This is a genomic window from Actinoplanes sp. CA-252034 (assembly GCF_050956125.1).
Lineage (GTDB): Bacteria > Actinomycetota > Actinomycetes > Mycobacteriales > Micromonosporaceae > Actinoplanes.
Map to the genome: position 1 here is coordinate 10097294 of NZ_CP191846.1, position 22447 is coordinate 10119740.

Consider the following 22447-nt stretch of genomic DNA (forward strand, 5'->3'; position numbering starts at 1 on the left):
TCCCGGCACCGACCGTCCGGTCGGTGCCGTCGCCTCCGCTCAGCGCGCCTCGATGATGATCCCGGCGCCGACCGTCCGGTTGGTGCTCTCGTCGATCAGGATGAAACCGCCGGTGGTGCGGTTGCGGCGGTACTCGTCGGCGAGCAGCGGCACGGTCGTGCGCAGCTTGACCCGGCCGATCTCGTTGAGGCTCAGCTCGCCGGCCGTCTCGTCGCGGTGCAGCGTGTTCACGTCGAGCCGGTACTGAAGGCCGCGCACCACGGTCCGGGCGGTCCGGGTGGTGTGCTTGATCGCGTACTTGCCGCCGACCCGCAGCGGGGCCGTCTCGTCCATCCAGCAGACCATCGCCTCGATGTCCTGCGCGACGGCCGGCCTGTTCTGCGGGCGGCAGATCATGTCACCGCGCGAGATGTCGATCTCGTCGGACAGTCGCACCGTCACCGACATCGGCGGGAACGCCTCGTCGATCGGGCCGTCCGCGGTCTCGATCGCCGCGATCGTGCTGGTCAGCCCGGACGGCAGGACCATCACGTCGTCGCCCGGCTTGAGGATGCCGGAGGCCACCTGCCCGGCGTAACCCCGGTAGTCGGTGACCGTCGTCGACTGCGGGCGGATCACATATTGCACCGGGAACCGCACGTCGACCAGGTTGCGGTCACTGGCGATGTGCACGTGCTCCAGATGGTGCAGCAGCGACGGACCCTCATACCACGGGGAGTTCTCCGACCGGCTGGCGATGTTGTCGCCGTTGAGCGCCGAGATCGGGATGATCGTCAGGTCCGGGGCGTCGAGTTTCGCGGCGAACGAGGTGAACTCGTCGGCGATCCGCTCGAACACCTTCTGGTCCCAGTCGACCAGGTCCATCTTGTTGACGCAGAGAACCAGGTGCGGCACGCGCAGCAGACTCGTCAGGAACGCATGCCGGCGGGACTGCTCGACCAGGCCCTTACGCGCGTCGACCAGGATCAGCGCCAGGTCGGCGGTGGACGCGCCGGTCACCATGTTCCGGGTGTACTGGATGTGGCCCGGGGTGTCGGCGATGATGAACTTGCGCCGCGGCGTGGCGAAGTAGCGGTACGCCACGTCGATCGTGATGCCCTGCTCACGCTCCGCCCGCAGACCGTCGGTGAGCAGCGCGAGGTTCGTGTACTCGTCGCCGCGGGACGCGCTGGCGCTCTCCACGGCCTCGAGCTGGTCCTCGAAGATCGTCTTCGTGTCGAACAGCAGCCGGCCGATGAGGGTGGACTTGCCGTCGTCGACACTGCCCGCGGTGGCGAACCGCAGCAGGTCCATGCCCCGGGAGGAAGCGGCGTCAGGCTCGAGAACTGCCTGGCTCATCAGAAGTAACCCTCTCGCTTGCGGTCTTCCATCGCGGCTTCGCTGACCCTGTCGTCGCCGCGGGTCGCGCCCCGCTCGGTGATCCGGGTGGCCGCCACCTCGTCGATCACCTTCTGCACGGTGTCCGCCTCGGAGAGCACGGCCGCGGTCTGCGACGCGTCGCCGACCGTCCGGTACCGCACGCGGCGGACCTCGGACGTCTCGCCGTCGCGCAGCCTGATGAACTCGTTGACGGCGTAGAACATCCCGTTGCGCTCGACGACCTCGCGATCGTGGGCGTAGTAGATGCTCGGCAGCGGGATGTCCTCCTTGGCGATGTAGTGCCAGACGTCCAGCTCGGTCCAGTTGGACAGCGGGAACACCCGGATCGACTCGCCCGGGTGGCGCCGCCCGTTGTAGAGCGACCACAGCTCGGGCCGCTGGTTCTTCGGATCCCACTGGCCGAACTCGTCGCGGAAGCTGAACATCCGCTCCTTGGCGCGCGCCTTCTCCTCGTCCCGGCGGGCGCCGCCGAAGAGGGCGTCGAACCGGTACCTCTCCTGGGCGGCGAGGAGCACCGGCGTCTGGATCCGGTTGCGGGTGCCGTCCGGCAGCTCACGCACCTGGCCGGCGTCGATCGCCTCCTGCACGCTGGCGACCACCAGGTTCAGGCCGAGGGTGGCGACCCGGCGGTCCCTGTACTCCAGGACCTCCGGGAAGTTGTGGCCGGTGTCGATGTGCATGACCGGGAACGGGATGCGCGCCGGCGCGAACGCCTTCTCCGCGAGGCGCAGCATCACGATCGAGTCCTTGCCGCCGGAGAAGAGCAGCGCGGGGCGCTCGAACTCGGCCATCACCTCACGCATGACGAAGATGCTCTCCGCTTCGAGGGCATCCAGATGTGATACGCGATAGGGCTTCGTCTGGCTCATGGGTTCTGTCCCCAGACCTTTCTCCGGTGTCGGCCGGGCAGGGCAGACGTCATTGTTACGGAAGATGCCTCTGCAACGCAGCAAGCAACCGAGGAGCGAGATCTTTGCGACAGACGACGAGGTCAGGCAACTTCGGATCGGCCTGGTTATAGACCAGCGGGCTCCCGTCGACACGGGACGCGTGCAGACCAGTGGCCAACGCCACAGCGACCGGTGCGGCCGAGTCCCACTCGTACTGGCCACCGGCGTGCACGTACGCGTCCGCCTCGCCGTTGATCACCGCGGCGATCTTCACCCCGGCCGAGCCCATCGGCACCAGCTCGGCGCCCAGGCCCTCGGCCAGCGCGGTGACGAACGCCGGCGGGCGGGTCCGGCTCGCCGCGATCCGGATGGCGCCACCGGTCGCCGACTCCAGCGGCATCGGCGGATAGGCCGGCGCGTGATCGGTGGCGAGCGTGCAGTGCCGGGCCGGCATGGCCACCGCACCCGCGGTCAGCCGGGCCGGCGCCGACGAGTCGGCCGTCCACAGCGCCACGTGCACGGCCCAGTCGTCGCGGCCCTCCTCGGAGAACTCGCGGGTGCCGTCCAGCGGGTCGACGATCCAGACCCGGTTGGCGCCGAGCCGGTCCGGGCGGTTGCCCTCGGTCCACGCGACCCGGGAGTGCTCGTCCTCCTCGGAGAGCACCGCGTCGGCCGGACGCCAGCGGGCCAGCTCGGCGCGCAGCAGGTCGTGGGCGGCCTGGTCGCCGGCCGCCTTGAGGGCCTTGCCGTCCTCGTGGCCGGTCTCCGCCCGGACCTGGAGGAGGATCCGGCCGGCCCGGTCGGCCAGCCAGCGAGCGAAGGCGGAGTCGTTGACCGGTGGCGTGCCGCCCTCACCGGCCTCGCGCGGAACCGCTATGCGTGCCGACACCTTCGTCTGCTCGCCCATCTCTCGCTCCCTCACTCCAGTACGCGCCTGTCAGTAAGCTCCCGACGACCGCGCCACGGCGGTCACCGTCCTGAGCAGGATCACCAGATCCAGGCTCAGCGACCAGTTCTCCACGTAGCGCAGGTCGAGCCGGACCGCCTCCTCCCAGGAGAGGTCCGACCGCCCCGACACCTGCCAGAGACCGGTCATCCCCGGCTTGACGGCCAGCCGGCGCCGCACGTCGTCGGCGTAGGCGGCCACCTCGGTCGGTAGCGGCGGCCGCGGGCCGACCAGCGACATCCGCCCGGACAGGACGTTGAGCAACTGCGGCAGCTCGTCCAGCGAGAACCTGCGCAGCCAACGCCCGACCGGGGTGACACGCGGGTCGTCGCGGATTTTGAAGAGCACACCGTCGTGCTCGTTGAGGTGCCTCAACTCGGTAAGCCGGGCTTCGGCGTCGACATACATGCTGCGGAACTTGAAGATCCGGAACAATCGGCCATCACGTCCCACGCGCACTTGGCGAAAGAGTACCGGGCCGCGTGACGTGAGGCCCACACAGAGCGCCACGACCAAGAGCACCGGACCGAGAAGGATCAGCAGCAGCAGCGCCCCGAGCCGGTCCACGAGCTCTTTGACCAGCCGCGATCCACCGTGCAGCCGCGGATGCTCGACGTGCAGCATCGGCAGGCCGTCGAACGGCCGGATGGTGGTGCGCGCTCCCGCCACGTCGACCAGGGCGCTGGCCACCACCAGATCCACCTCGTCGCGCTCCAGCCGCCAGGCCAGCCGGCGCACCGAGGCGCCGTCCAGCTCCGGACAGCTGAGCACCACGACCGTGTCGGCGTCGGCCCGCTCCACCGCGGTCGCCACGTCCTCGAACGAGCCGTAGACCGGCGGGTCGGTCACCCCGATCCCGTCGGCCCCCGGCGGCAGGCAGGCGCCGACCACCTCCAGCCCGTGATAACGCTCCCGGCGCAACTGCCGGGTGATGCCGATGACAGACAGCTCATGACCGACCACGATCACGCGCCGGAGGCTCTCGCCGCGCGCCCGCGCCAGATGCAGCCGCTTACGCAGCAGAAACCGCAACACCACGATCGCGGCGATCGCCAGCGGGAAGGCGACGAGGACATAGGACCGGGCAAGATCGAGATTCAGCGCGTACGACACGACGGCCGCACCGCCGATGAGCCCCGCCCCGCCCCGCAGCACCCGCTGGTACTCGTCCGAGCCGACGAACAGGTACCGCCGCTCGTAGGCCCGTGCCGCGACCAGGACCAGCAGCAGCGCCACCGGCATCAGCGCCGAGCAGACGAGATACATCCGGTTCCAGGCGGTGACCGAATCCCCGAACCGGACGATGAACGTGCCCGCCCCCGCCACCACACCGGCGCTCAGATCCGTCAGGACCAGCGCCCGCACATACCGGCGCTCCCAGTCCTGCCGCCGCGACAGCACGGCGTGCCGGCCCCGGCTCCGCAGGAACGGCCGGGTCGCCATCGACCGGTCACGGGCCGGAGCCACGTGCCGTTCGGACGCCTGATTACGGATCGGATCGGGCTCACCCTGCACGGCCTGTGGTCGCGCGTTCTCCACACCCATCGCGGGGACCGGGATCCGGGCGTTGCGCCCGCTCCGGCGTTCGGCGGGACGCTGCGGCCCCTGATTGACGGCCTTCGCCGTGCCCCCGCGGCCACCCCCGGAAGAGTCGCCGTGGGCTCGGTCAACGCGTCCGCCCGGTCCTCGGACACGTCCTGCGACATCCTCGAGCCCTCCCCGTCACGTCGGCCACGCACCGAAATTCGTGCGTCCGAGTGACCAACGGTCGGGCCGCGAGTGCGTCACGGCGTCGTCAGGCGGTGATCAACTTCCGTGGTACTTGTTCTGCGCCCACTCGACACCCTCGACGACGATCGCCTCGGCCACGTCGGCCGCCCGGTCCACCAGGAAGTCCAGCTCCTTGCGCTCCGCCGCGGAGAAGTCGGAGAGCACATAGTCGGCCGGTTCCTGCCGCCCCGGGGGCCGGCCGATGCCCACCCGCACCCGCGCGTACTCCTTGCTCGCGAGTGACTTCGACATCGAACGGAGCCCGTTGTGACCGCCCTCGCCTCCGCCCCGTTTCGCCCTTACCTGCCCGAACGGCACATCCAGCTCATCATGCACCGCGATCACATTCGCCACCGGGACTTTGAAGAACTGCGCCAGCGACACCACCGGGGTGCCCGACAGGTTCATGTACGTCAGCGGCTTGAGCAGGATCACCTTCGGCCCACCGAAGGACAGCCGCCCCTCGGCGACCTCCGTCTGCGCACGCTTCGCCCGCCCGAACCTCGCACCCATCCGGGAGGCCAGCAGATCGGCCACCATGAAACCCACGTTGTGCCGGTTGCCGGCGTACTCCCGGCCGGGGTTACCCAGGCCGACCACCAGCCACGGCGCCTCGTCGCTCACTTCCCCTGCCTCCACATGCACATCAGGGAAAGTGCCGCCCGGCACTTTCCCTGATATCTGGCTTACCGCTGCTGCGAGACGGAACTACTCCGCGCTCTCGCCCTCCGCCGGGGTCTCGCCCTCAGCCGGGGCCTCCTCGTTCGACTGGGCCGCGTTGATGACCGCGAGCACCGTCTCGGCGTCGACGGCCAGCTCCACGCCCTTCGGCAGCTTCACGTCGCCGGCGGTGATGTGCGAACCCGCCTCCAGACCGTCGATCGACACCTCGAGCTCCGACGGGAGCTGCAGCGCGTCGGCGATCACGGCGACCGTGTTCGACTCGTGCACGATCAGGGTGTTCTTGGCGGCCTCACCGGTCAGGGTGACCTGGATGTCGACCTGGATCTTCTCACCGCGCTTCACGATGAGCAGGTCCACGTGCTCGAACGTGTCACGGATCGGGTCACGCTGAATCGCCTTCGGCAGCGCCAGCGTGGCGGCCGAGTTGCCGGCGATGTCGATCGTGAAGATCTGGTTGATGCCGCCATGACGGATGGCGGCCGCGAACTCACGAGCCGGAAGGGCGATGTGCTGCGGCTTCTCGCCGTGGCCGTACAGCACGGCAGGCACGAGGCCGGCCCGGCGCGTGCGGCGAGCACCACCCTTGCCGAACTCGGTGCGGGGCTCGGCGCTGATCTTTACCTCGGACACGGGGAAACTCCTGAAACTCTTCGATGCGGGCTGCGTCTAAGTCTGCGGCTGCGGTATCCGGCAGTGCTGCGTGGTCACCTTTGACAAATGCGAGCCGTCAAAGGTGAACGGTGTTCGGCGCTGCCGGGCAAGGGGGCGCGCTGGGCACAGGCCCGGAGCACCGCGTCGATGACGGCGCCTCGAGCGGGCTGCGAACCTCAACAGCCCACGAAGCACCCTCGCCGTGGCAACCGCACTAGCTTACCTGCCACGATCGTGCATCGGTCAGCGGGTCCGCCCGGCTAGCGACGCCTGCGAAAAAAGCACTCCCCTGATGCAAGTTGCACCCCATGGGAAAGGCGCCCACCGATCGGCAGGCGCCTTTGGGTAGATCTTGTTAGCTGAGACCACCGAACAAAGTGGTCACCGAACCGTCGTCGAACACCTCACGGATCGCCCGCGCCAACAGCGGCGCGATCGACAACACAGTGATCTTGTCGAGTCGCTTCTCCGGAGACAACGGCAGCGTGTTGGTCACCACCAGCTCACTGATCCTGCTGTTCTTCAAGCGCTCGGTCGCCGGGTCGGACAGCAACGCGTGAGTCGAAGCCACGATCACATCGGCCGCACCCTCCTGGAACAGGATGTCCGCCGCCTTGGCGATCGTGCCACCGGTGTCGATCATGTCGTCGACGATCAGGCACACCCTGCCCTCGACCTCACCGACCACCCGGTTCGCCACCACCTGATTGGGCTTCAGCGGATCACGGGTCTTGTGGATGAAAGCCAACGGGCAGCCACCCAACCGGTCCGTCCACCGCTCGGCCACCCGCACCCGGCCCGAGTCGGGAGCGACCACGGTCATCGGACGACCCGCATACTTCTTCTGCACGTAATCGGCCAGGATGTCCATCGCGAACAGGTGATCCACCGGGCCGTCGAAGAACCCCTGAATCTGCGCGGTGTGCAGGTCCACCGTGAGAATCCGGTTGGCCCCGGCGGTCTTCAACAGATCCGCCACCAGCCGCGCCGAGATCGGCTCCCGGCCACGGTGCTTCTTGTCCTGCCGCGAATACGGATAGAACGGCAGCACCACGGTGATCCGCTTGGCCGAACCCCGCTTCAGCGCGTCGATCATGATCAGGGTCTCCATGACCCACCGGTTCACCCCCTCGGTCACCGACTGGACGACGAAGGCGTCCGAGCCACGCACCGAGTCCTTGAACCGGACGAAGATCTCCCCGTTGGCGAACTCATACGAATCCGACGGCGTCGGCGCCACGCCGAGCACCTGGCCGATCTCCTCCGCCAACTCGGGGAAACCCCGGCCGGAGAAAAGCATCAAACTCTTACGGTTCTCGGCGACGATGCTGCCCATCGACTCGCTGCTCCCGTGGTAGGGGGTGGGGTTCGCAGTGAAGTATCCCTTGCGGCAACGTAACCGCCACGTTTCGAGGCCCGCGCGTGGGATGGCTCACCCCGGCTGGATCACTCCTGGTCAGAGGTGGTATCCGCAGCAGCCTCGGCAGCCGCCGCCGACGCGGTGCCCGGCCGCTTACGGACCGTCCAGCCCTCGATGTTGCGCTGCTGCGCGCGTGTCACACCCAGATTCCCGGCCGGCACATCCTTGGTGACGGCACTACCGGCCGCCACATACGCCCCCGGACCGATCTCCACCGGAGCGATCAGCACCGAGTCCGACCCGACGAACGCCGCCTCACCGACCGTGGTGCGGCTCTTCCGCACACCGTCATAGTTGGCGAAAATCGTACCCGCGCCGATGTTGGCCCTCGCGCCGATCGTCGCGTCACCCACATAGGTCAGGTGCGGCACCTTCGCACCCTCACCGAGCTCGGCGTTCTTCGCCTCGACGAACCCACCGATCTTCGACTTCGCGGCCATCCGCGTGCCCGGGCGCAGGAACGAAAACGGTCCGACAGTCGCCGACGGTCCCACCGACGCGCCGATCGAATGGGTCCGCAACACCGTCGCGCCGGCCGCCACCGTGGTGTCGATCAACGTCGTGTCCGGCCCGATCACCGCGCCCGTCGCCACCGAGCTCGAACCCAGGATCTGCGAATTCTGATCGACGACCGCATCCGGCTCCAGGGTGGCGGTCACGTCGATCCAGGTCGTCGCCGGATCGAGCAACAGCACCCCGGACCGCATCCAGGCCTCGTTGACCCGGTCACGCATCAGCACCCGGAGCCTCGCCAACTCGGCCCGATCGTTGCAGCCCAGCGTCTCGATCGCGAACTCGGCCACCTCGATCGCCACCGGGTGCCCCTGAGCGGCCAGGATCCCGAAGACGTCCGTCAGGTACTCCTCGCCCTGCGCGTTGTCGGTGGACAACTTACCGAGCGCCTCACGCAGCAGCACCGCGTCGAACACGTAGATCCCGGAGTTGATCTCACGGATCCGGCGCTCCTCGTCGGACGCGTCCTTCGCCTCGACGATCCGCTCCAGGTTGCCGTCGGCACCCCGGACGATCCGGCCCAGCCCGCCCGGCACATCCACCTCGGCGCTCAGCACGGTCGCCGCCGCCCCGGCCCGCTCGTGCGTGGCCAGCAGCGACTCCAGCGTCTCCGGGCGCAGCAGCGGAACGTCGCCGCTGAGAACCACCACGGTCCCGGCCAGGTCGGGCGTCGCGTCCAGGGCGATGCGCACGGCGTGCCCCGTCCCGTTCTGCTCGGCCTGCAGCACCGGGGTCGCCTCCGGAGCGACGTCCGCCAGGAACGCGGTGATCTCGTCGGCCTTGTGCCCGACGACCACCACGGTCCGGTCGGTCTTGATCGCGGCGGAGGTGGCCAGCACATGACCGAGCAGAGTGCGCCCGAGCAGAGGCTGCAGCATCTTGGGCGTGGCGGACTTCATCCGCTTGCCCTCACCGGCGGCGAGGACGACAACGGTACGGCTGGGGGCCTGGCTCACGCGAGAACTCCAAGTTTTGCGATAGGCGATATCCGCATACAACGCAGCCCAGCGTCGGCCCCGCCGCGGACGCAAGCTCCCGGAGGAGGATTCGAACCCCCATAAGCGGCACCAAAAGCCGCGGTCCTGCCATTAGACGATCCGGGATCTATTCGGACATTTCCCTTCGGTCATGCCCACCGGTCACATGATAGCGGGCCGACTTCGTTCCAGATCCAGGGCGACCCCCTCCATCACCGCTTCCGTTTCCCAGTAGAGGGTTCTCGACTTGAGAACAGTCACGACGAGACAGCCTCGATAAGACTCCCCCACGTTCTGCCGAACGGTCACCGGGTTGTGCTTTTTGAGAGTAGGGCGCTGAAAGGCCTCGACTGGGACACCGACCACCTTGGCCCACCATGCCGCCGCCTCGACGACGTTCGAGGACTCATGGATGCTGAGCCGGAACTTGAGCCGGTCCGCGTTGACGCCCAGCACCGCCTGGTATCGGAGGAAGAGCAGGATCAGCCGCGGATCACTGTTGATGAACTGCATCTGAATCGCGTTCGCCCGCCACGGCTTCTCCTTGGCCCCTTCACACCAGTAGGCGACTGCACCCAGAAGGATTACCTCCCGATCCGAAAGAGAGCCGACCCAAGCCGACCGACCGGCCAGGGTCTCTTCGCGCTTCTTGTCCCTCTCTCGACGGTATGGCTCCCATCTGGCCTCGGCGACAGCCCTGGAATGCCGACTGCGACGCTCGGCCGCAGCCTCCGGCGAGCCATCGAGCGGCAAATCCCGAGTCCAGAGGTATGCCGACGATTTGGACACGCCCAGCGTGGCCGCGATCTCCGGCACCGTCCGCCCTTCTCTCCGTAACGCGGCGGCTTTCTGCCGCACCTCGTCCTTGGCGTTGGGGAGGCGTGTCCACTCCGGTGGCTCGATGCCGCGCAGCCATTCCGTCAGCGTGCCGTTACCGACGCCGAAGATCTTCATGAGCTGCGACCGCGACAGTCCGGGATCGACCCGCAGCCTGCGCGCCTCGGCCCGCATCTCGTGGTGGCGACTAGTTGCTGTATCACTAGTGGTCATGGTTCGAGGCTAGCGGGATTTCGAGCAGGGGTGTAAGTGGTGGATTGTGCCAACCCTGGCAGGATGGCCGGGTGACCGAGCGCCGGGAGAGCGATGAAAAGCAACGACGGGTGCGGATGCCCGCCGCTCAGCGCCGGGAGCAGTTGATCAGGGTCGGTCGGCAGTTGTTCGCCGAGCGGGGCTTCGATGCGACCACCGTCGAGGAGGTGGCGGCTCGGGCGAGGGTGTCCAAACCGGTCGTCTACGAGCACTTCGGCGGCAAGGAGGGCCTGTACGCGGTGGTCGTCGACCGGGAGGTGCGCGCCCTACTGGACCGGATCACCACCGCGCTCACCGCCGGCCATCCGCGGGAGCAGCTCGAGCAGGCGGCACTGGCCCTTCTCGACTACATCGACGAGGAGCCGGACGGGTTTCAGGTGCTTGTCCGCAACTCGTCGGTGCTGTCCGCGTCGGGCAACTTCTCGAGCGTGATGAACGATGTCGCTCATCAGGTGGAGCACATCCTGGGCGCCGAGTTCAAGAGCCGGGGGCTGGACCCGAGGTTCGCCGAGTTGTATTCGCAGGCGCTGGTGGGGATGGTCGCTCTCGTGGGCCAGTGGTGGCGGGAGGCGCGCAAGCCCAAGAAGGAGATGGTCGCCGCGCATCTGGTCAATCTGGCGTGGAACGGGCTGTCTCACCTGGAGCCGAAGCCCGGATTGCAGACGCGCCGGGTCCGCTGACTGCGGAACCCGGCGCACTGGGAGGCCTCGGTCAGGCGGTGCGGCCCTCACGGACCTGGCGCGGCGCGCCGGCCTGCGACTTGGGGGCGGTCTTGCTGTACAGGCTGACCGTGATCAGGAGCAGGCCGACCAGGTAGGTGACGACGACCGTGGCCATCGTGAATCCGAAGATGTTCACCTCGTCGGTGCGCAGCACGCAGAGCGAGTAGCTGCCGAGCACCAGCAGGCCCCACCCCAGATACTGATCGACGGCGACGTCGATGTTGCGGCCGACCGCGGTGCCGAGCAGGACGAGCGCGCCGAGGGCCAGCGAGATGATGGACCACAGGAGGTTGCTGCCCTGGCCGAGCGCCCGCACGCCGGGGCCGGTGAATTCCTCGCCGGAGGTCGAGATGAACCCGATGATGCCGAACGCCACCAGGTAGGCGCCGGTGACGAAGCCGACGATCCGGTAGATCGGCCGAAGCGGGTGATTGACCGGGGTGTGCGCCATGGTTCCGTCTCCAAGGTCAGATGTCTTCGAGCAGATTCTCGCGTATCCCCGACAAGCGGCGCAGGCACACCCCCCGGATCAGCTTTCGGACACCTGTTCCGCCAGTTCGAGCCAGGCTTCTTCGGTTTCGGCTTTCTCCTGCTGAACGGCCTTCAACTGGGCTTCGAGCTCGATCAGCTTGTCGTAGTTGCTGCCGTGCACGGCCAGGCTTTCGTTGATCTTGGCTTCTTTGTCGGACAGCTTCTCCATCTGGCGTTCCAGACGGGCCAGGTCCTTCTTCGCCTGGCGGAGCTCACCGGTGGAGAGACCACTTGCGGCCGGCGTCGCTTCCGGAGAGCCCTTCGGGGGTACGGCCGGAGCGCCCGGCGTGGAGACGCGAGCAAGATACTCGTCGATCCCGCCCGGCAGATGCACGAGCCGCCCGTCGCCGAACATGCCGAACACCTTGTCGGTGACCCGCTCCACGAGGTAGCGGTCGTGGCTGGCCACCACCATGGTGCCGGGCCACGAGTCCAGCAGGTCCTCCAGCGAGGCCAGGGTGTCGGTGTCGAGGTCGTTGGTCGGCTCGTCGAGCAGCAGCACGTTGGGCTCGGCGGCGAGCAGGCGCAGCATCTGCAGACGTCGGCGCTCGCCACCGGACAGGTCGCTGACGGGTGTCCAGATCCTCTTGTCGGTGAACCCGAAGACTTCGGCCAGCTGGCCTGCGGACAGCTCACGGTCACCGAGCTTGACCCGTTTCGCGACCTCTTCCACCGCCTCGAGCAGGCGCAGGTGCCCGGGTAGCTCCCTCAACTCCTGGGAGAGGAACGCGGGCCGGACCGTCGACCCGGTGACCAGGCGGCCCCCGGCGGCCTCGGTGACTCCGGCGAGCAGGCGCAGCAGCGTGGTCTTGCCGGCCCCGTTGGCGCCCAGGATGGCGATCCGGTCACCCGGGCCGACCTGCCAGGTCAACCCCGGGAAGATCGTCTTCGGTCCGGCTTTGAGCTCGACCGACTCGAGGTCGTAGACCTGCTTGCCGAGCCGCGTGGTGGCGAGGCGTTGCAGGCTGACCTGGTCGCGCACCGGCGGCACGTCGGCGATCAGCTCGTTGGCCGCGTCGATCCGGAATTTCGGTTTCGACGTCCGTGCCGGGGGGCCGCGCCGCAGCCAGGCGATCTCCTTGCGCAACAGGTTCTGCCGGCGGGCCTCGACGGACGCGGCGACCCGCTGGCGCTCGGCCCGTGACAGGATCCAGGCGGCGTAGCCACCCTCGTAGGTGTGCACCTGCTCGTCCACGACCTCCCAGGTCATGGTGCAGACCGCGTCGAGGAACCAGCGGTCGTGGGTGACCACGAGCAGTGCACCCCGGCGGGCCAGCAGGTGTTTGGCGAGCCAGTCGACACCGGCCACGTCGAGATGGTTGGTGGGCTCGTCGAGGATCAGCAGGTCGCTCTGCCGGACCAGCAGCGCGGCGAGGGCGACCCGGCGGCGCTCGCCACCGGACATCGGCCCGACCGCAGTGTCGAGCCCCAGGTAGCCCATGCCGAGACCGTCGAGAATCGTGCGGACCCCGGCGTCACCGGCCCACTCGTGCTCGGCGCCCATGCTCTGCGGCAGCCAGGCGGTGCCGAGCACGACGTCACGCACGGTCGCCTCACCGGCGAGGGTCAGTGACTGCGGCAGCGACGCGACGCGGAGGTCACGGCGATGGGTCACCCGGCCGGAATCCGGCTCCTCGGACTTGGCGAGCATACGGAGAAGGGTCGATTTACCTGCGCCGTTGAGACCCACGATGCCGATGCGGGCGTCGTCGTCCAGCCCGAGAGACACGTCGGTGAGCAGCTGACCGGCAGCTCCATAACCCTTGCTGACCCGGTCCAGGTTGATGATGTTGGCCACGATGCCTCTAGATTACCCGCGCGCCCGGCTGCGGTCCGCGGGCGGTGACCGCCGCCCGGCACACCTTCGCCGCGGTCAGCTCGGCCGCCACCTCCTGCGCGTGCGCGGCGTCGGCGGCCAGGAAGACACAGGTCGGGCCGGAACCGGACACGAGGCCCGTGATGGCGCCCGCCTCGTGGCCCGCTTTCAGCACGTCGGCCAGCTGCGGCCGCAGCGACAGCGCCGCCGCCTGCAGGTCGTTGCCGAGAGCGGCGCCGAGCACCTCGGGGTCACGCTGGCGCATCGCGGCCATCAGCTGGTCGGGGCCGGCCAGCGGCACGGGCGGCGCCGGCTGGTCGGCGGCACGCAGCCGGTCCAGCTCGCGGTAGACCGCCGGGGTCGACAGGCCGCCGTCGGCGATCGCCACCACCCAGTGCCAGGTCGTCGGGCGGGCCAGGATCGGGCTGACCGCCTCGCCGTGGCCGGTGCCCAGGGCGGTGCCGCCGTGCAGCAGGAACGGGATGTCCGAGCCGAGCTGTGCGCCGACCTCGGCCAGCTCGTCGCGTGACATGCCGAGGCCCCACAGCAGGTCGCAGGCGATCAGGGTGGCAGCCGCGTCGGCGCTGCCCCCGGCCAGGCCACCGGCGAGGGGGATGCTCTTGCGCAGGTGCAGCCGTGCATACGCCGGGACGCGACCGCGGGCGGCGAGCGCCCGGGCGGACTTGATGATCAGGTTGCTCTCGTCGAGCTCCAGCTCACCGGTGCCCTCACCCTCCATGGTCAGGGTGAGGGTGTCGCCGCGGCGGGCGGTGAGCTCGTCGAACAGGCTGATCGCGTGATAGACGGTGTTGAGCTCGTGGTAGCCGTCAGGGCGCAGCGGGCCGACCCCGAGATGCAGGTTGATCTTCGCCGGGACACGGACCTTGACGGGGCCTCGATGCGGACGTGGCTCGTCGTCGTCCGGCCCCCACGCCTCCGTCACGGAGTGACGTCCCGGGTCGGGAGCTTGATCTCGAAGGGCGCGCTCGACACCAGCCGCGTATCCGCGTCACCGGCCTGCCTGCGCCCCCTCGGACCGGGCGACCACATGGCATGACCACCAACCGGCTCCGCGGTCATGAGTCCACCTCCTGGGGCTCTGTGCCGGACGCGCTGAGCTTACCGCCGGGCACCGACGGTTTCGCTGCCGCGGCGATCGCGGTGAACTCGCCCACGGTCAGTGCCTCGCCCCTGGCCTGCGGGCTCACCCCGGCCGCACGCAGCACCGCCTCCGCGTTGCCGGGACCACCGGCCCAGCCGGCCAGTGCGGCCCGCAGCGTCTTGCGCCGCTGCGCGAACGCCGCGTCCACCACCGCGAACACGTCGGTCCGGTCGGCGCCGGCCGGTGGCTCCCGTTTGGTGAAGGCGACCAGCCCGGAGTCCACGTTGGGCACCGGCCAGAACACGGCGGGCGGCACCTTCCCGGCCGCCTTCGCCTCCGCATACCAGGCCAGTTTGACCGAGGGCACGCCGTACACCTTCGAGCCGGGGCCGGCGACGAGCCGGTCGGCGACCTCCTTCTGCACCATCACCAGGCCGCCGCGCAGCGAGGGCAGCTCGGCCAGCAGGTGCAGCACCACCGGCACGGCCACGTTGTACGGCAGGTTCGCCACCAGCATCGTCGGCGCCGGGTCGAAGGCGTCCCCACGGATCCTGAGGGCGTCCGCCAGGTGCACGGTCAGGTGGGCGGCGGTGACCGTCTCGGGCAGTGCCTTCGCCAGCGTGGGGTCGATCTCCACGGCGTGCACGTGCCGCGCCGCCGCGGCCAGGCCCAGCGTCAGCGAGCCGAGCCCGGGGCCGACCTCCAGGGCCACGTCGTCGGGGCGCAGCCCGGCAGCGGCGACGATCCGCCGGATCGTGTTGGGGTCGTGCAGGAAGTTCTGGCCGAGCTTCTTGGTCGGCGCGACGCCGAGGCGCGCGGCCAGCTCCCGGATCTCCGCCGGGCCGAGAAGTGATTCCGCCATGGCCAGAGCCTACGGTGGCCCGGCGGAGCCACTGGACACCGCCGGGTAGTAAGGAGTCATGACGGAGTTGCTGGAACTGCGTGGAGTGGTGGAGGCCTCCCCCGACGCGGTCGCCGCCGTTCTGCTGGACGTCGGTCCGGGCGGTCGCTCCCCGCTGGCGGTCGCCGGCGCGGTCGAGCACGACGACGGCGGCGAGTTCGTGGTGATCGTCGAGGGCAGCCGGATGACGGTGACCGTCGACCGCGCCGCCCGGTCGGTGTCCTTGCAGGGCGAGTGGTGGTATCGCGGTGTCACCTCGGTGGAGCCCGACCCGCGTGGCTCCCTGCTGGTCCATCGCATCTACAACGTCGCGCCGGGACACCGCTGGGCGGTGCGCATGGTCGCCCGTGGCCCGGTGAACGCCGCCCCGGCCACGTTCGCCACCCACCTCGAGCACCTGAGCCGGCTGCTCGGCGTGGCCGCCTGGGTGGTCACCGATTGAGCCGGCTGGTCGGCGGCGCCGTCTCAGCGGTGCCTGAAGGGCACCGGCGACCAGTCGGTGAACCACGCAACCGGCCCGGCGGTCGCGTTGCGGCCGGGAGTGGCCGCGGTCTCGCGGTGTAGTCCGGAACTGCCACGGATTCGGCGGGGACCGGCCGGCCCGTACCACATCGGGGTCATGACCAGGGGCCGAAGACCTCGTCGCCGTTCGCGGAGATGGTGGCGCACAGGGTGTCGAGGTCGGTGCCGGAGGCGTCGGCGAGAGCCCGCATGGTGATCGGGATCAGGTAGGAGGCGTTGGGGCGGCCCCGGTAGGGCGTCGGCGTCAGATAGGGCGCGTCGGTCTCGACCATCATCTGTGCCGGCGGGGTGATCGCCGCCGCCTCGCGCAGCCGGCCGGCGCTGGCGAAGGTGACGGTGCCGGCGAAGCTCAGGTAGTAGCCACGGCGGACGCACTCGGCGGCGAACTCGGCGTCACCGGAGAAGCAGTGCAGCACGACCCGGTCCGGCGCGCCCTCGGAGTCGAGGACCCGCAGCACGTCGGCGTGCGCGTCCCGGTCGTGGATGATCAGGGCCTTGCCGTGGCGCTTGGCGATGGCGATGTGGGCGCGGAAGCTCTCCTCCTGGGCGGCACGGCCCTCCTCGCCGGTACGGAACGTGTCCAGTCCCGTCTCGCCGACGCCACGGACCCGGGGGCGGGCGGCCAGCGCCTCGATCTGCCGCAACGCCTCGTCCAGATCGGACAGGCGGGGCGCCTCGTTGGGGTGCAGGGCCACCGCGGCCAGCACCTGCTCGTTCCGGTCGGCCAGGTCGGCGCCCCAGCGCGACGAGTCGACGTCCACACCGACCTGCATCAGCCGGTCGATGCCGCTCTTGGTCGCAGCGCCGATCAGCGCATCGATCGGGTCACCCTCTCCGGTGACACCGGCCTCCTGGATCGTCAGGTCCAGATGGGTGTGGCTGTCGAAGACCGGGACCGCGAGCGGCTCCGGGGCGGGCGGGAACTCGCCTGCTCGGCGGGACTCCTTGGTACGACGGCGGTCTGAAGGAGACGGACCGGAGGGTGCTGAAGGCATGTGAGACATTCTGCACGCCGAGATTTCCGGTAACCGGGAGTTCATGTGATATCCACCGTGGTCACTTAGGTTGCGGCCCGTGACCGTGACCGGTGAGGACAGCGATCTGGGCGCCGACCCGCTCGACCCACCCCTGATGGCGCCGCTCCGTCGTGACCTGAACTGGCAGCAGGTTCAGGCCATGAGCCAGTCCGTCGGCTACCGGGCCGATCCGGAGTTGCGCCGGATCCGGGCGACCGCCGCGGTCCGCCGGGGCACCCGGATGACGAAGGTGCTGTCCCCGGCCCAGGTCGCCGGCCATCTCGGCGGCTGGCTGCCCTACGGTTTCTGCTATCGCTCGTGCGACATCGCCCACCTGCGCGAGCCCCGCGATCTGGGACTGCTGCGCACCGACGGCATGACCGACGACCATGTCACGTTCGCGCTGCGCTGGCGGGCCGTCGACCCGCTCGACTACGAGGTGCCGTCCGGGACGGCCCAGCCGGGTCTGCCCGGGCTGCCGGGGCACTCCCGGATCGGGCCGATGGTGCTCGGCACCGGGTTCAGCCCGAGCACCGACGATCTGATCCCCGAGTACGTGACGGCCGGGTTCGCGGACCTGCCGCTGTCGGCGAACGCGCAACTGCTCGCCTGCATGCCGGGTGGCGACGAGGTGGTGCTGTACACGTACCAGCCGGAGCAGCACGGATGGCTGCGGCTGGCCGGGCCGCGCTGGCGGAGCCTGCTGTCCGAGATCCCCGGCGGCAGCCCGGACCGGGAGTATGTGCCGTGCACCGCGACGGCCTCGTCGCGGCTGGTCGGACGGATCGACAGCAACGAGTACGAGGCGGTCGCCGACCCGCCCGGCGAGTTCCGGGTGCGGGCGCTGACCCGGGCCGCCCGGTACCCGGTGCAGACCCTGTCCCGGCGGGCCGAGCAGGCGCGCTGGCGGGGTGTGCCGTGCTGGGTGCTGCAGCGCGACGAGACGTGGGCCCGGCTGCGCCTGCTGCGCCCGGACGCCGACACGATCAACGCGGTCGGGGCGCGGTGCTACGAGCGGGGCGTGTACGAGGCGTGGGCGCCGATGAACGAGCTGACCGACCACCACATCGCCGAGATCCCCTACGAGATGTAGGAACAGGCGATGCCCGCCGAACCGGAACGGCTCGACGGGCATCGGAGGCAGAGATCAGCTACGGGTGATCTTCGCGGTGCGGTACGTGGTGCGGAAGTTGTTCGCGTGGTCGTAGGTCCAGGCCTCGACGGCGAAGAACTGGTTCTTGCCGAGACCGGACGGGAGCTTCAGCGTCCACTTGCCCTTGACGATCTTCACCTTGACGCCGGTGGTGTAGCAGTACTTGTAGACGTCGGCGTCGGTGTAGTAGCGCTTCCACTTACGGGCAGCGGTCAGGCAGTAGGTCTTGCCGGTGGAGGTGACCCGGAACGCGGTGACGCCGAGGTGGCGCACACCGGAGCCCTTGTCGGACACGGTTCCCGTGATCGTCTTCCAGGAAGCGGCCCGGCTCGGTGAGGACGGCTTCTTGATCGTCAGGCTGGGCTTCCAGGAGTCCTTGACGATGTTGATGTTGCCGACCGTCTGCCAGGCGCCATAGCCCTTCTGGTCGTTCCCCCACGAGATCTTGATCGTGCGGACGCCGGAGAGCTTGCCGGTGCCGACCTGGACGTACTTCTTCTTGGCGGCGTCCCACTTGTACTGGTAGAGCACAATTCCCGAGACCGACTTGGTGCTCGCCTTGTGGGGCGAGGCCGAGCCGTCGCTCCAATCGATGCGGTACTTCGTCGCACCGGCCGGCACCTTGCCGATGTTGACCTTGAAAATCCCGCCCTGGTACGCGGACTTGCGGCTGAGCGAGGCCTTGCCGGCCGGGACGGTCACCGCGACGTTCTTGGCCGGGATCGCCGAGACGTTGCCGGCCGGGTCGGTGATGGTCACCGTGACCTTGAAGTTGCCGGCCCGGGTGTACGACTTGGCGGCCGCGAAGGTGGTCGGGCTGAGCACGGTGCTCGTGCCGTCGCCCCAGCTCACCACGCGCTTCAGGGTGCTCGGGTCGTCGACCGGGTCACTGAACTCGGTGCCGTTCTGTCCGAACGTGATCGACTGGCCGGTCCACACCGAGGTGTGGTTGAGCCGGAACGACCCGGTCGGGACCGTGGTGTCCGGGTCGGTGGTCCCCGGGTCGGTCGTACCGGGGTCGGTCGTGCCCGGGTCCGTGGTGCCGGGGTCGGTCGTGCCCGGGTCCGTGGTGCCGGGGTCGGTCGTGCCCGGGTCCGTGGTGCCGGGGTCGGTCGTGCCCGGGTCCGTGGTGCCGGGGTCGGTCGTACCGGGATCCGTGGTGCCCGGGTCGGTCGTGCCCGGGTCCGTGGTGCCCGGGTCGGTCGTACCGGGATCCGTGGTGCCCGGGTCGGTCGTGCCCGGGTCCGTGGTGCCCGGGTCGGTCGTGCCCGGGTCGATCGCGTCCAGAGTGGTGGCGAGCGGGGCGCTCTGCCCGGTCGGCGCGTCGGCCGCACCCGGGCTCGCGTAGGCGGGCGAACCCACGAGCGCGCTGCCCGCGAGAAGCGCACCACCGACGACGGCGGCCACCGCGGGCCGCGCGAGGCGAATCTTCACAGAACTCCTTCGAGGGGTGAGAGCCACACGAAGGAGCTGAGCAGTCGGCACGAAACCGTACCGACGAAACGCCCCCGTTCCCCCGTGGCACAGAGAAGGTACCTTCCCGGGCCACGGGGGATCAACGTATTTGACGAAGACGATCCGTTCGGTCAGGAGTCCTCGCCGCCGAGGCGGGCCAGCTCCTCGTCCACAACGGACGGATCGAGCTTGCGGAAGACCGGCTTGGGGGCGGCCAGCGGGGTGCCGGCGACCAGCGGCACCGACTCCCAGCGGGCGCCGACGGTGTAGTCACCGGTCAGGATCGGATAGGACGGACCGCCGTCGAGGTCCTCGACCTCCTCGATCCGCGGCATCGGCGCGTGCACGCCCACACCGCCGAGCAGCTCGAACACCTTCTGTGCGGAGTGCGGCAGGAACGGGGTCAACAGTGTGTTCGCGTCGCTGACCACCTGAAGCGCCACGTGCAGGACGGTGGCCTGGCGTGGCTTGTCCTCATCGGACTTGAGCTTCCACGGGGCCTGCTCGGAGAGGTACTTGTTGGCCTCGGCGACGACCCGCATCGCCTCGCCGATCGCCGCCTTCTGCCGGTGCTTGCCGATCAGGTCGCCGACCGCGGTGAAGCCGGCCTCGGCCACCGCCAGCACCGCGCGGTCCTCCTCGGTCAGCTCGCCGGCGGCCGGGATCTCGCCGAAGTTCTTCGCGGCCATCGAGACCGACCGGTTGACCAGGTTGCCCCAGCCGGCGACCAGCTCGTCGTTGTTGCGCCGGACGAACTCGGCCCAGGTGAAGTCGGTGTCGTTGGACTCGGGGCCGGCAGCCGCGATGAAGTAGCGCAGGGCGTCGGCGTCATACCGCTCGAGGAAGTCGCGCACGTAGATGACGACCCGGCGGGAGGAGGAGAACTTCTTGCCCTCCATCGTCAGGTACTCACTGGACACGACCTCGGTGGGCAGGTTGAGCCTGCCCAGGTCACCGGGGACGCCGGCCTTGTCGCCCGCACCGGAGTAGCCGAGCAGCAGGGCCGGCCAGATCACCGAGTGGAAGACGATGTTGTCCTTGCCCATGAAGTAGTAGCCGAGCGCGTCCTTGCCCTGCGCGTCGGCCGACCACCACTGCCGCCAGGCCTCCGGGTCACCGGTGCGCCGTGCCCACTCGATGGACGCCGACAGGTAGCCGATGACCGCGTCGAACCAGACGTAGATGCGCTTGTCGTTGCGGTCACGCCAGCCGTCGAGCGGGATCGGGACACCCCACTCCAGGTCACGGGTGATGGCCCGGGGCTGGAGGTCGTCGAGCAGGTTGCGGGAGAACTTCAGCACGTTGGGCCGCCAGTTCTCCCGGTGGTCCAGCCAGCTCCCGATCGCCTCGGCGAACGCCGGCAGGTCGAGGAAGAAGTGCTCGGTCTCGACGAACTGCGGGGTCTCGCCGTTGATCCGGGAGCGCGGGTCGACCAGCTGCTCGGGGTCGAGCTGGTTGCCGCAGTTGTCGCACTGGTCGCCGCGGGCGCCGTCGTAGCCGCAGATCGGGCAGGTGCCCTCGATGTAGCGGTCGGGCAGGGTGCGGCCGGTGGACGGGGAGATCGCGCCGAGCGTGGTGCGCGCGACGATGTAGCCGTTGCGGTGCAGCCCCTCGAACAGCTCCTGGACGACCGCGTAGTGGTTGCGCGTGGTCGTGCGGGTGAACAGGTCGTAGGAGAGGCCCAGCCCGTGCAGGTCCTCCACGATCACCCGGTTGTAGCGGTCGGCGAGCTGCCGCGGGGTCACCCCGTCGGCGTCGGCCTGGACCTGGATCGGGGTGCCGTGCTCGTCGGTGCCGGAGACCATGAGCACGTCGTGGCCGGCCATCCGCATGTACCGGCTGAAAACGTCGGAGGGCACCCCGAAGCCGGAGACATGACCGATGTGGCGCGGGCCGTTGGCGTAGGGCCAGGCGACCGCGGCGAGAACGTGACTCATGACGTACAAGCGTAGTGACCGCCCGCGGCGGCCCGCGAACGGATAACCACCTCCCGCGCTGAGCTGCCGATTTGTCCCGACACGCCCGATCAGTGACGTGCTCCGCGCACGACCGCGGCGTTAGATGGGCAGGTGACCGGAAACCCACCGCAGCCAGGGGAAACACCTCACGGACAGGGCGGCCCGTGGGCGCTGCCGGGCACCGGGGAGGCCTGGTGGCGTGAACCGGGCGCCGAACCGGCTCAGGCCACCGCCGAGCTCCCGTCGCCGTGGCCGGCCGACCGGCCCGCCACGACCGGCGAGCTGATGATCATCGAGCCGGCCGCCCGCCCCGTCGGAGGCCCGCACGCGGAGGTACGGGCCGCGCCCGAGGTGGAGGAGCGGCTGGCCAACTCGCCGTTCTGGATGAGCGAGGAGGAGCGGGCCGCCGCCGAGGTGGACGACCCGGCGGACGAGCCGGTCGTGCGACCGCGCCGGCCGGCCGGCAACCCGATCTCCGCGCTTCTCTGGCTGGTCGTGCTGAGCCTGGTGGCGGCGTTCTTCGGCTGGGTCAGCGCGGAGCCGTTCTGGCTCGCGGTCGGGCACGGCGACCGGGGGTACGCGATCACCACGAGCTGTCACGGGAGCGGGCTGACCCAGCGATGTGTCGGGCAGTTCGCCGCCGAGGAGTTCGCCGTCGCCCCGGTCACGCTGCTCGGCGTCGCCGGGGACGGCCGGCGGCCGGGAGCGATCTCCCCGGCCCGGATGGTCAGCTCCGGGAGCGACCAGGCATACGCCGCCTCGACCGGGGCGCTCGTGCATCTGCGGTGGGCGCTCGGGTTCCTGCTGGTGCTCGCCTGCGGCTACGGCATCGCCGAGGCGACCGGGGTACGGCGGCTGCCGTCGCGCCCGGCCCGGCGCGGAGCGATGATCGCCAGCTTCCTCGGGCCGGTGCTGATGCTGGGTGGGTTCCTGATCGCCGCCTATTGAGCG

At 69.5% G+C, this 22447-nt stretch carries 20 protein-coding genes and 1 tRNA gene; 4 read left to right on the plus strand and 17 right to left on the minus strand.

The genetic code is table 11. From position 1 onward, the window contains the following. Positions 1-39: 39 nt before the first annotated feature. The 10 genes from cysN to ACQPZW_RS45655 form a co-directional block, all read right to left on the minus strand. Positions 40-1338, minus strand: a complete 1299-nt coding sequence (gene cysN, locus ACQPZW_RS45610; protein ID WP_433792215.1) for a sulfate adenylyltransferase subunit CysN — start codon at positions 1336-1338, stop codon at positions 40-42. Continuing rightward, positions 1338-2249, minus strand: coding sequence for a sulfate adenylyltransferase subunit CysD (gene cysD, locus ACQPZW_RS45615; protein ID WP_433792216.1), 912 nt, complete (start codon positions 2247-2249; stop codon positions 1338-1340). The genes cysN and cysD overlap by 1 nt, the downstream gene beginning before the upstream one ends. 55 nt (positions 2250-2304) lie before the next feature. Next, positions 2305-3177: a 3'(2'),5'-bisphosphate nucleotidase CysQ gene (locus ACQPZW_RS45620; protein ID WP_433792217.1), complete on the minus strand. Its 873-nt coding sequence runs from the start codon at positions 3175-3177 to the stop codon at positions 2305-2307. 30 nt (positions 3178-3207) lie between these two features. Then, complete coding sequence (locus tag ACQPZW_RS45625) at positions 3208-4761, minus strand: sugar transferase (RefSeq protein ID WP_433792218.1); 1554 nt, start codon at positions 4759-4761, stop codon at positions 3208-3210. 261 nt (positions 4762-5022) lie between these two features. Next, positions 5023-5610, minus strand: a complete 588-nt coding sequence (gene pth / locus ACQPZW_RS45630) for an aminoacyl-tRNA hydrolase (RefSeq protein ID WP_433792219.1) — start codon at positions 5608-5610, stop codon at positions 5023-5025. Positions 5611-5694: 84 nt separating this feature from the next. After that, on the minus strand, positions 5695-6300 hold the full coding sequence (locus ACQPZW_RS45635; RefSeq protein ID WP_433792220.1) for a 50S ribosomal protein L25/general stress protein Ctc: 606 nt from the start codon (positions 6298-6300) through the stop codon (positions 5695-5697). A 376-nt stretch (positions 6301-6676) separates the two neighbouring features. After that, positions 6677-7657, minus strand: a complete 981-nt coding sequence (locus tag ACQPZW_RS45640; RefSeq protein WP_043533348.1) for a ribose-phosphate diphosphokinase — start codon at positions 7655-7657, stop codon at positions 6677-6679. A gap of 110 nt (positions 7658-7767) precedes the next feature. Beyond that, positions 7768-9210 carry a bifunctional UDP-N-acetylglucosamine diphosphorylase/glucosamine-1-phosphate N-acetyltransferase GlmU gene (gene glmU / locus ACQPZW_RS45645; RefSeq protein ID WP_433792221.1) on the minus strand — a complete coding sequence of 481 codons (1443 nt, stop codon included), beginning with the start codon at positions 9208-9210 and terminating at the stop codon, positions 7768-7770. 76 nt (positions 9211-9286) lie between these two features. Next, positions 9287-9357: transfer RNA gene (locus tag ACQPZW_RS45650), tRNA-Gln, on the minus strand. A 36-nt stretch (positions 9358-9393) separates the two neighbouring features. Further along, on the minus strand, positions 9394-10281 hold the full coding sequence (locus tag ACQPZW_RS45655; protein ID WP_433792222.1) for a helix-turn-helix domain-containing protein: 888 nt from the start codon (positions 10279-10281) through the stop codon (positions 9394-9396). 116 nt (positions 10282-10397) lie between these two features. Here ACQPZW_RS45655 and ACQPZW_RS45660 point away from each other — a divergent pair, with 116 nt between their 5' ends. Then, complete coding sequence (locus tag ACQPZW_RS45660) at positions 10398-11000, plus strand: TetR family transcriptional regulator (protein WP_433797829.1); 603 nt, start codon at positions 10398-10400, stop codon at positions 10998-11000. Between the two features lie 31 nt (positions 11001-11031). Here the strand turns inward: ACQPZW_RS45660 and ACQPZW_RS45665 are convergent, their stop codons facing one another. From ACQPZW_RS45665 to rsmA, 4 genes are all read right to left on the minus strand, one after another. Beyond that, on the minus strand, positions 11032-11493 hold the full coding sequence (locus tag ACQPZW_RS45665) for a DUF4383 domain-containing protein (protein WP_433792223.1): 462 nt from the start codon (positions 11491-11493) through the stop codon (positions 11032-11034). 78 nt (positions 11494-11571) lie between these two features. After that, positions 11572-13371, minus strand: coding sequence for an ABC-F family ATP-binding cassette domain-containing protein (locus tag ACQPZW_RS45670; RefSeq protein WP_433792224.1), 1800 nt, complete (start codon positions 13369-13371; stop codon positions 11572-11574). Positions 13372-13378: 7 nt separating this feature from the next. After that, positions 13379-14332 carry a 4-(cytidine 5'-diphospho)-2-C-methyl-D-erythritol kinase gene (locus tag ACQPZW_RS45675; RefSeq protein WP_433792225.1) on the minus strand — a complete coding sequence of 318 codons (954 nt, stop codon included), beginning with the start codon at positions 14330-14332 and terminating at the stop codon, positions 13379-13381. Between the two features lie 133 nt (positions 14333-14465). After that, on the minus strand, positions 14466-15353 hold the full coding sequence (gene rsmA, locus ACQPZW_RS45680) for a 16S rRNA (adenine(1518)-N(6)/adenine(1519)-N(6))-dimethyltransferase RsmA (protein WP_433792226.1): 888 nt from the start codon (positions 15351-15353) through the stop codon (positions 14466-14468). A 58-nt stretch (positions 15354-15411) separates the two neighbouring features. On the opposite strand from rsmA, the gene ACQPZW_RS45685 reads away from it, so the two are divergent. Continuing rightward, complete coding sequence (locus ACQPZW_RS45685; protein WP_433792227.1) at positions 15412-15834, plus strand: hypothetical protein; 423 nt, start codon at positions 15412-15414, stop codon at positions 15832-15834. Between the two features lie 175 nt (positions 15835-16009). Here ACQPZW_RS45685 and ACQPZW_RS45690 read toward each other — a convergent pair whose 3' ends face one another. Next, positions 16010-16918, minus strand: a complete 909-nt coding sequence (locus ACQPZW_RS45690; RefSeq protein ID WP_433792228.1) for a TatD family hydrolase — start codon at positions 16916-16918, stop codon at positions 16010-16012. Positions 16919-16988: 70 nt separating this feature from the next. Here ACQPZW_RS45690 and ACQPZW_RS45695 point away from each other — a divergent pair, with 70 nt between their 5' ends. Beyond that, positions 16989-18023 (plus strand): hypothetical protein, encoded by a 1035-nt coding sequence (locus ACQPZW_RS45695; protein ID WP_433792229.1) that lies wholly within the window; start codon positions 16989-16991, stop codon positions 18021-18023. A 54-nt stretch (positions 18024-18077) separates the two neighbouring features. Here ACQPZW_RS45695 and ACQPZW_RS45700 read toward each other — a convergent pair whose 3' ends face one another. Further along, positions 18078-19517, minus strand: coding sequence for a hypothetical protein (locus tag ACQPZW_RS45700; protein ID WP_433792230.1), 1440 nt, complete (start codon positions 19515-19517; stop codon positions 18078-18080). Positions 19518-19669: 152 nt separating this feature from the next. Then, entirely contained in the window at positions 19670-21475 is a 1806-nt protein-coding gene (gene metG / locus ACQPZW_RS45705; protein WP_433792231.1) for a methionine--tRNA ligase, read from the minus strand. Between the two features lie 132 nt (positions 21476-21607). Here metG and ACQPZW_RS45710 point away from each other — a divergent pair, with 132 nt between their 5' ends. Continuing rightward, positions 21608-22444: a hypothetical protein gene (locus tag ACQPZW_RS45710; protein WP_433792232.1), complete on the plus strand. Its 837-nt coding sequence runs from the start codon at positions 21608-21610 to the stop codon at positions 22442-22444. Positions 22445-22447: the final 3 nt, after the last annotated feature.

Coding starts and splice junctions, on each gene's coding strand:
- cysD (WP_433792216.1), bottom strand. CDS start 2,249: ATGAGCCAGACGAAGCCCTATCGCGTATCACATCTGGATGCCCTCGAA.
- cysN (WP_433792215.1), bottom strand. CDS start 1,338: ATGAGCCAGGCAGTTCTCGAGCCTGACGCCGCTTCCTCCCGGGGCATG.
- ACQPZW_RS45640 (WP_043533348.1), bottom strand. CDS start 7,657: ATGGGCAGCATCGTCGCCGAGAACCGTAAGAGTTTGATGCTTTTCTCC.
- ACQPZW_RS45660 (WP_433797829.1), top strand. CDS start 10,398: ATGCCCGCCGCTCAGCGCCGGGAGCAGTTGATCAGGGTCGGTCGGCAG.
- ACQPZW_RS45665 (WP_433792223.1), bottom strand. CDS start 11,493: ATGGCGCACACCCCGGTCAATCACCCGCTTCGGCCGATCTACCGGATC.
- rsmA (WP_433792226.1), bottom strand. CDS start 15,353: ATGGCGGAATCACTTCTCGGCCCGGCGGAGATCCGGGAGCTGGCCGCG.
- metG (WP_433792231.1), bottom strand. CDS start 21,475: ATGAGTCACGTTCTCGCCGCGGTCGCCTGGCCCTACGCCAACGGCCCG.
- ACQPZW_RS45655 (WP_433792222.1), bottom strand. CDS start 10,281: ATGACCACTAGTGATACAGCAACTAGTCGCCACCACGAGATGCGGGCC.
- ACQPZW_RS45620 (WP_433792217.1), bottom strand. CDS start 3,177: ATGGGCGAGCAGACGAAGGTGTCGGCACGCATAGCGGTTCCGCGCGAG.
- ACQPZW_RS45625 (WP_433792218.1), bottom strand. CDS start 4,761: ATGGGTGTGGAGAACGCGCGACCACAGGCCGTGCAGGGTGAGCCCGAT.
- ACQPZW_RS45690 (WP_433792228.1), bottom strand. CDS start 16,918: ATGTCTCACATGCCTTCAGCACCCTCCGGTCCGTCTCCTTCAGACCGC.
- ACQPZW_RS45685 (WP_433792227.1), top strand. CDS start 15,412: ATGACGGAGTTGCTGGAACTGCGTGGAGTGGTGGAGGCCTCCCCCGAC.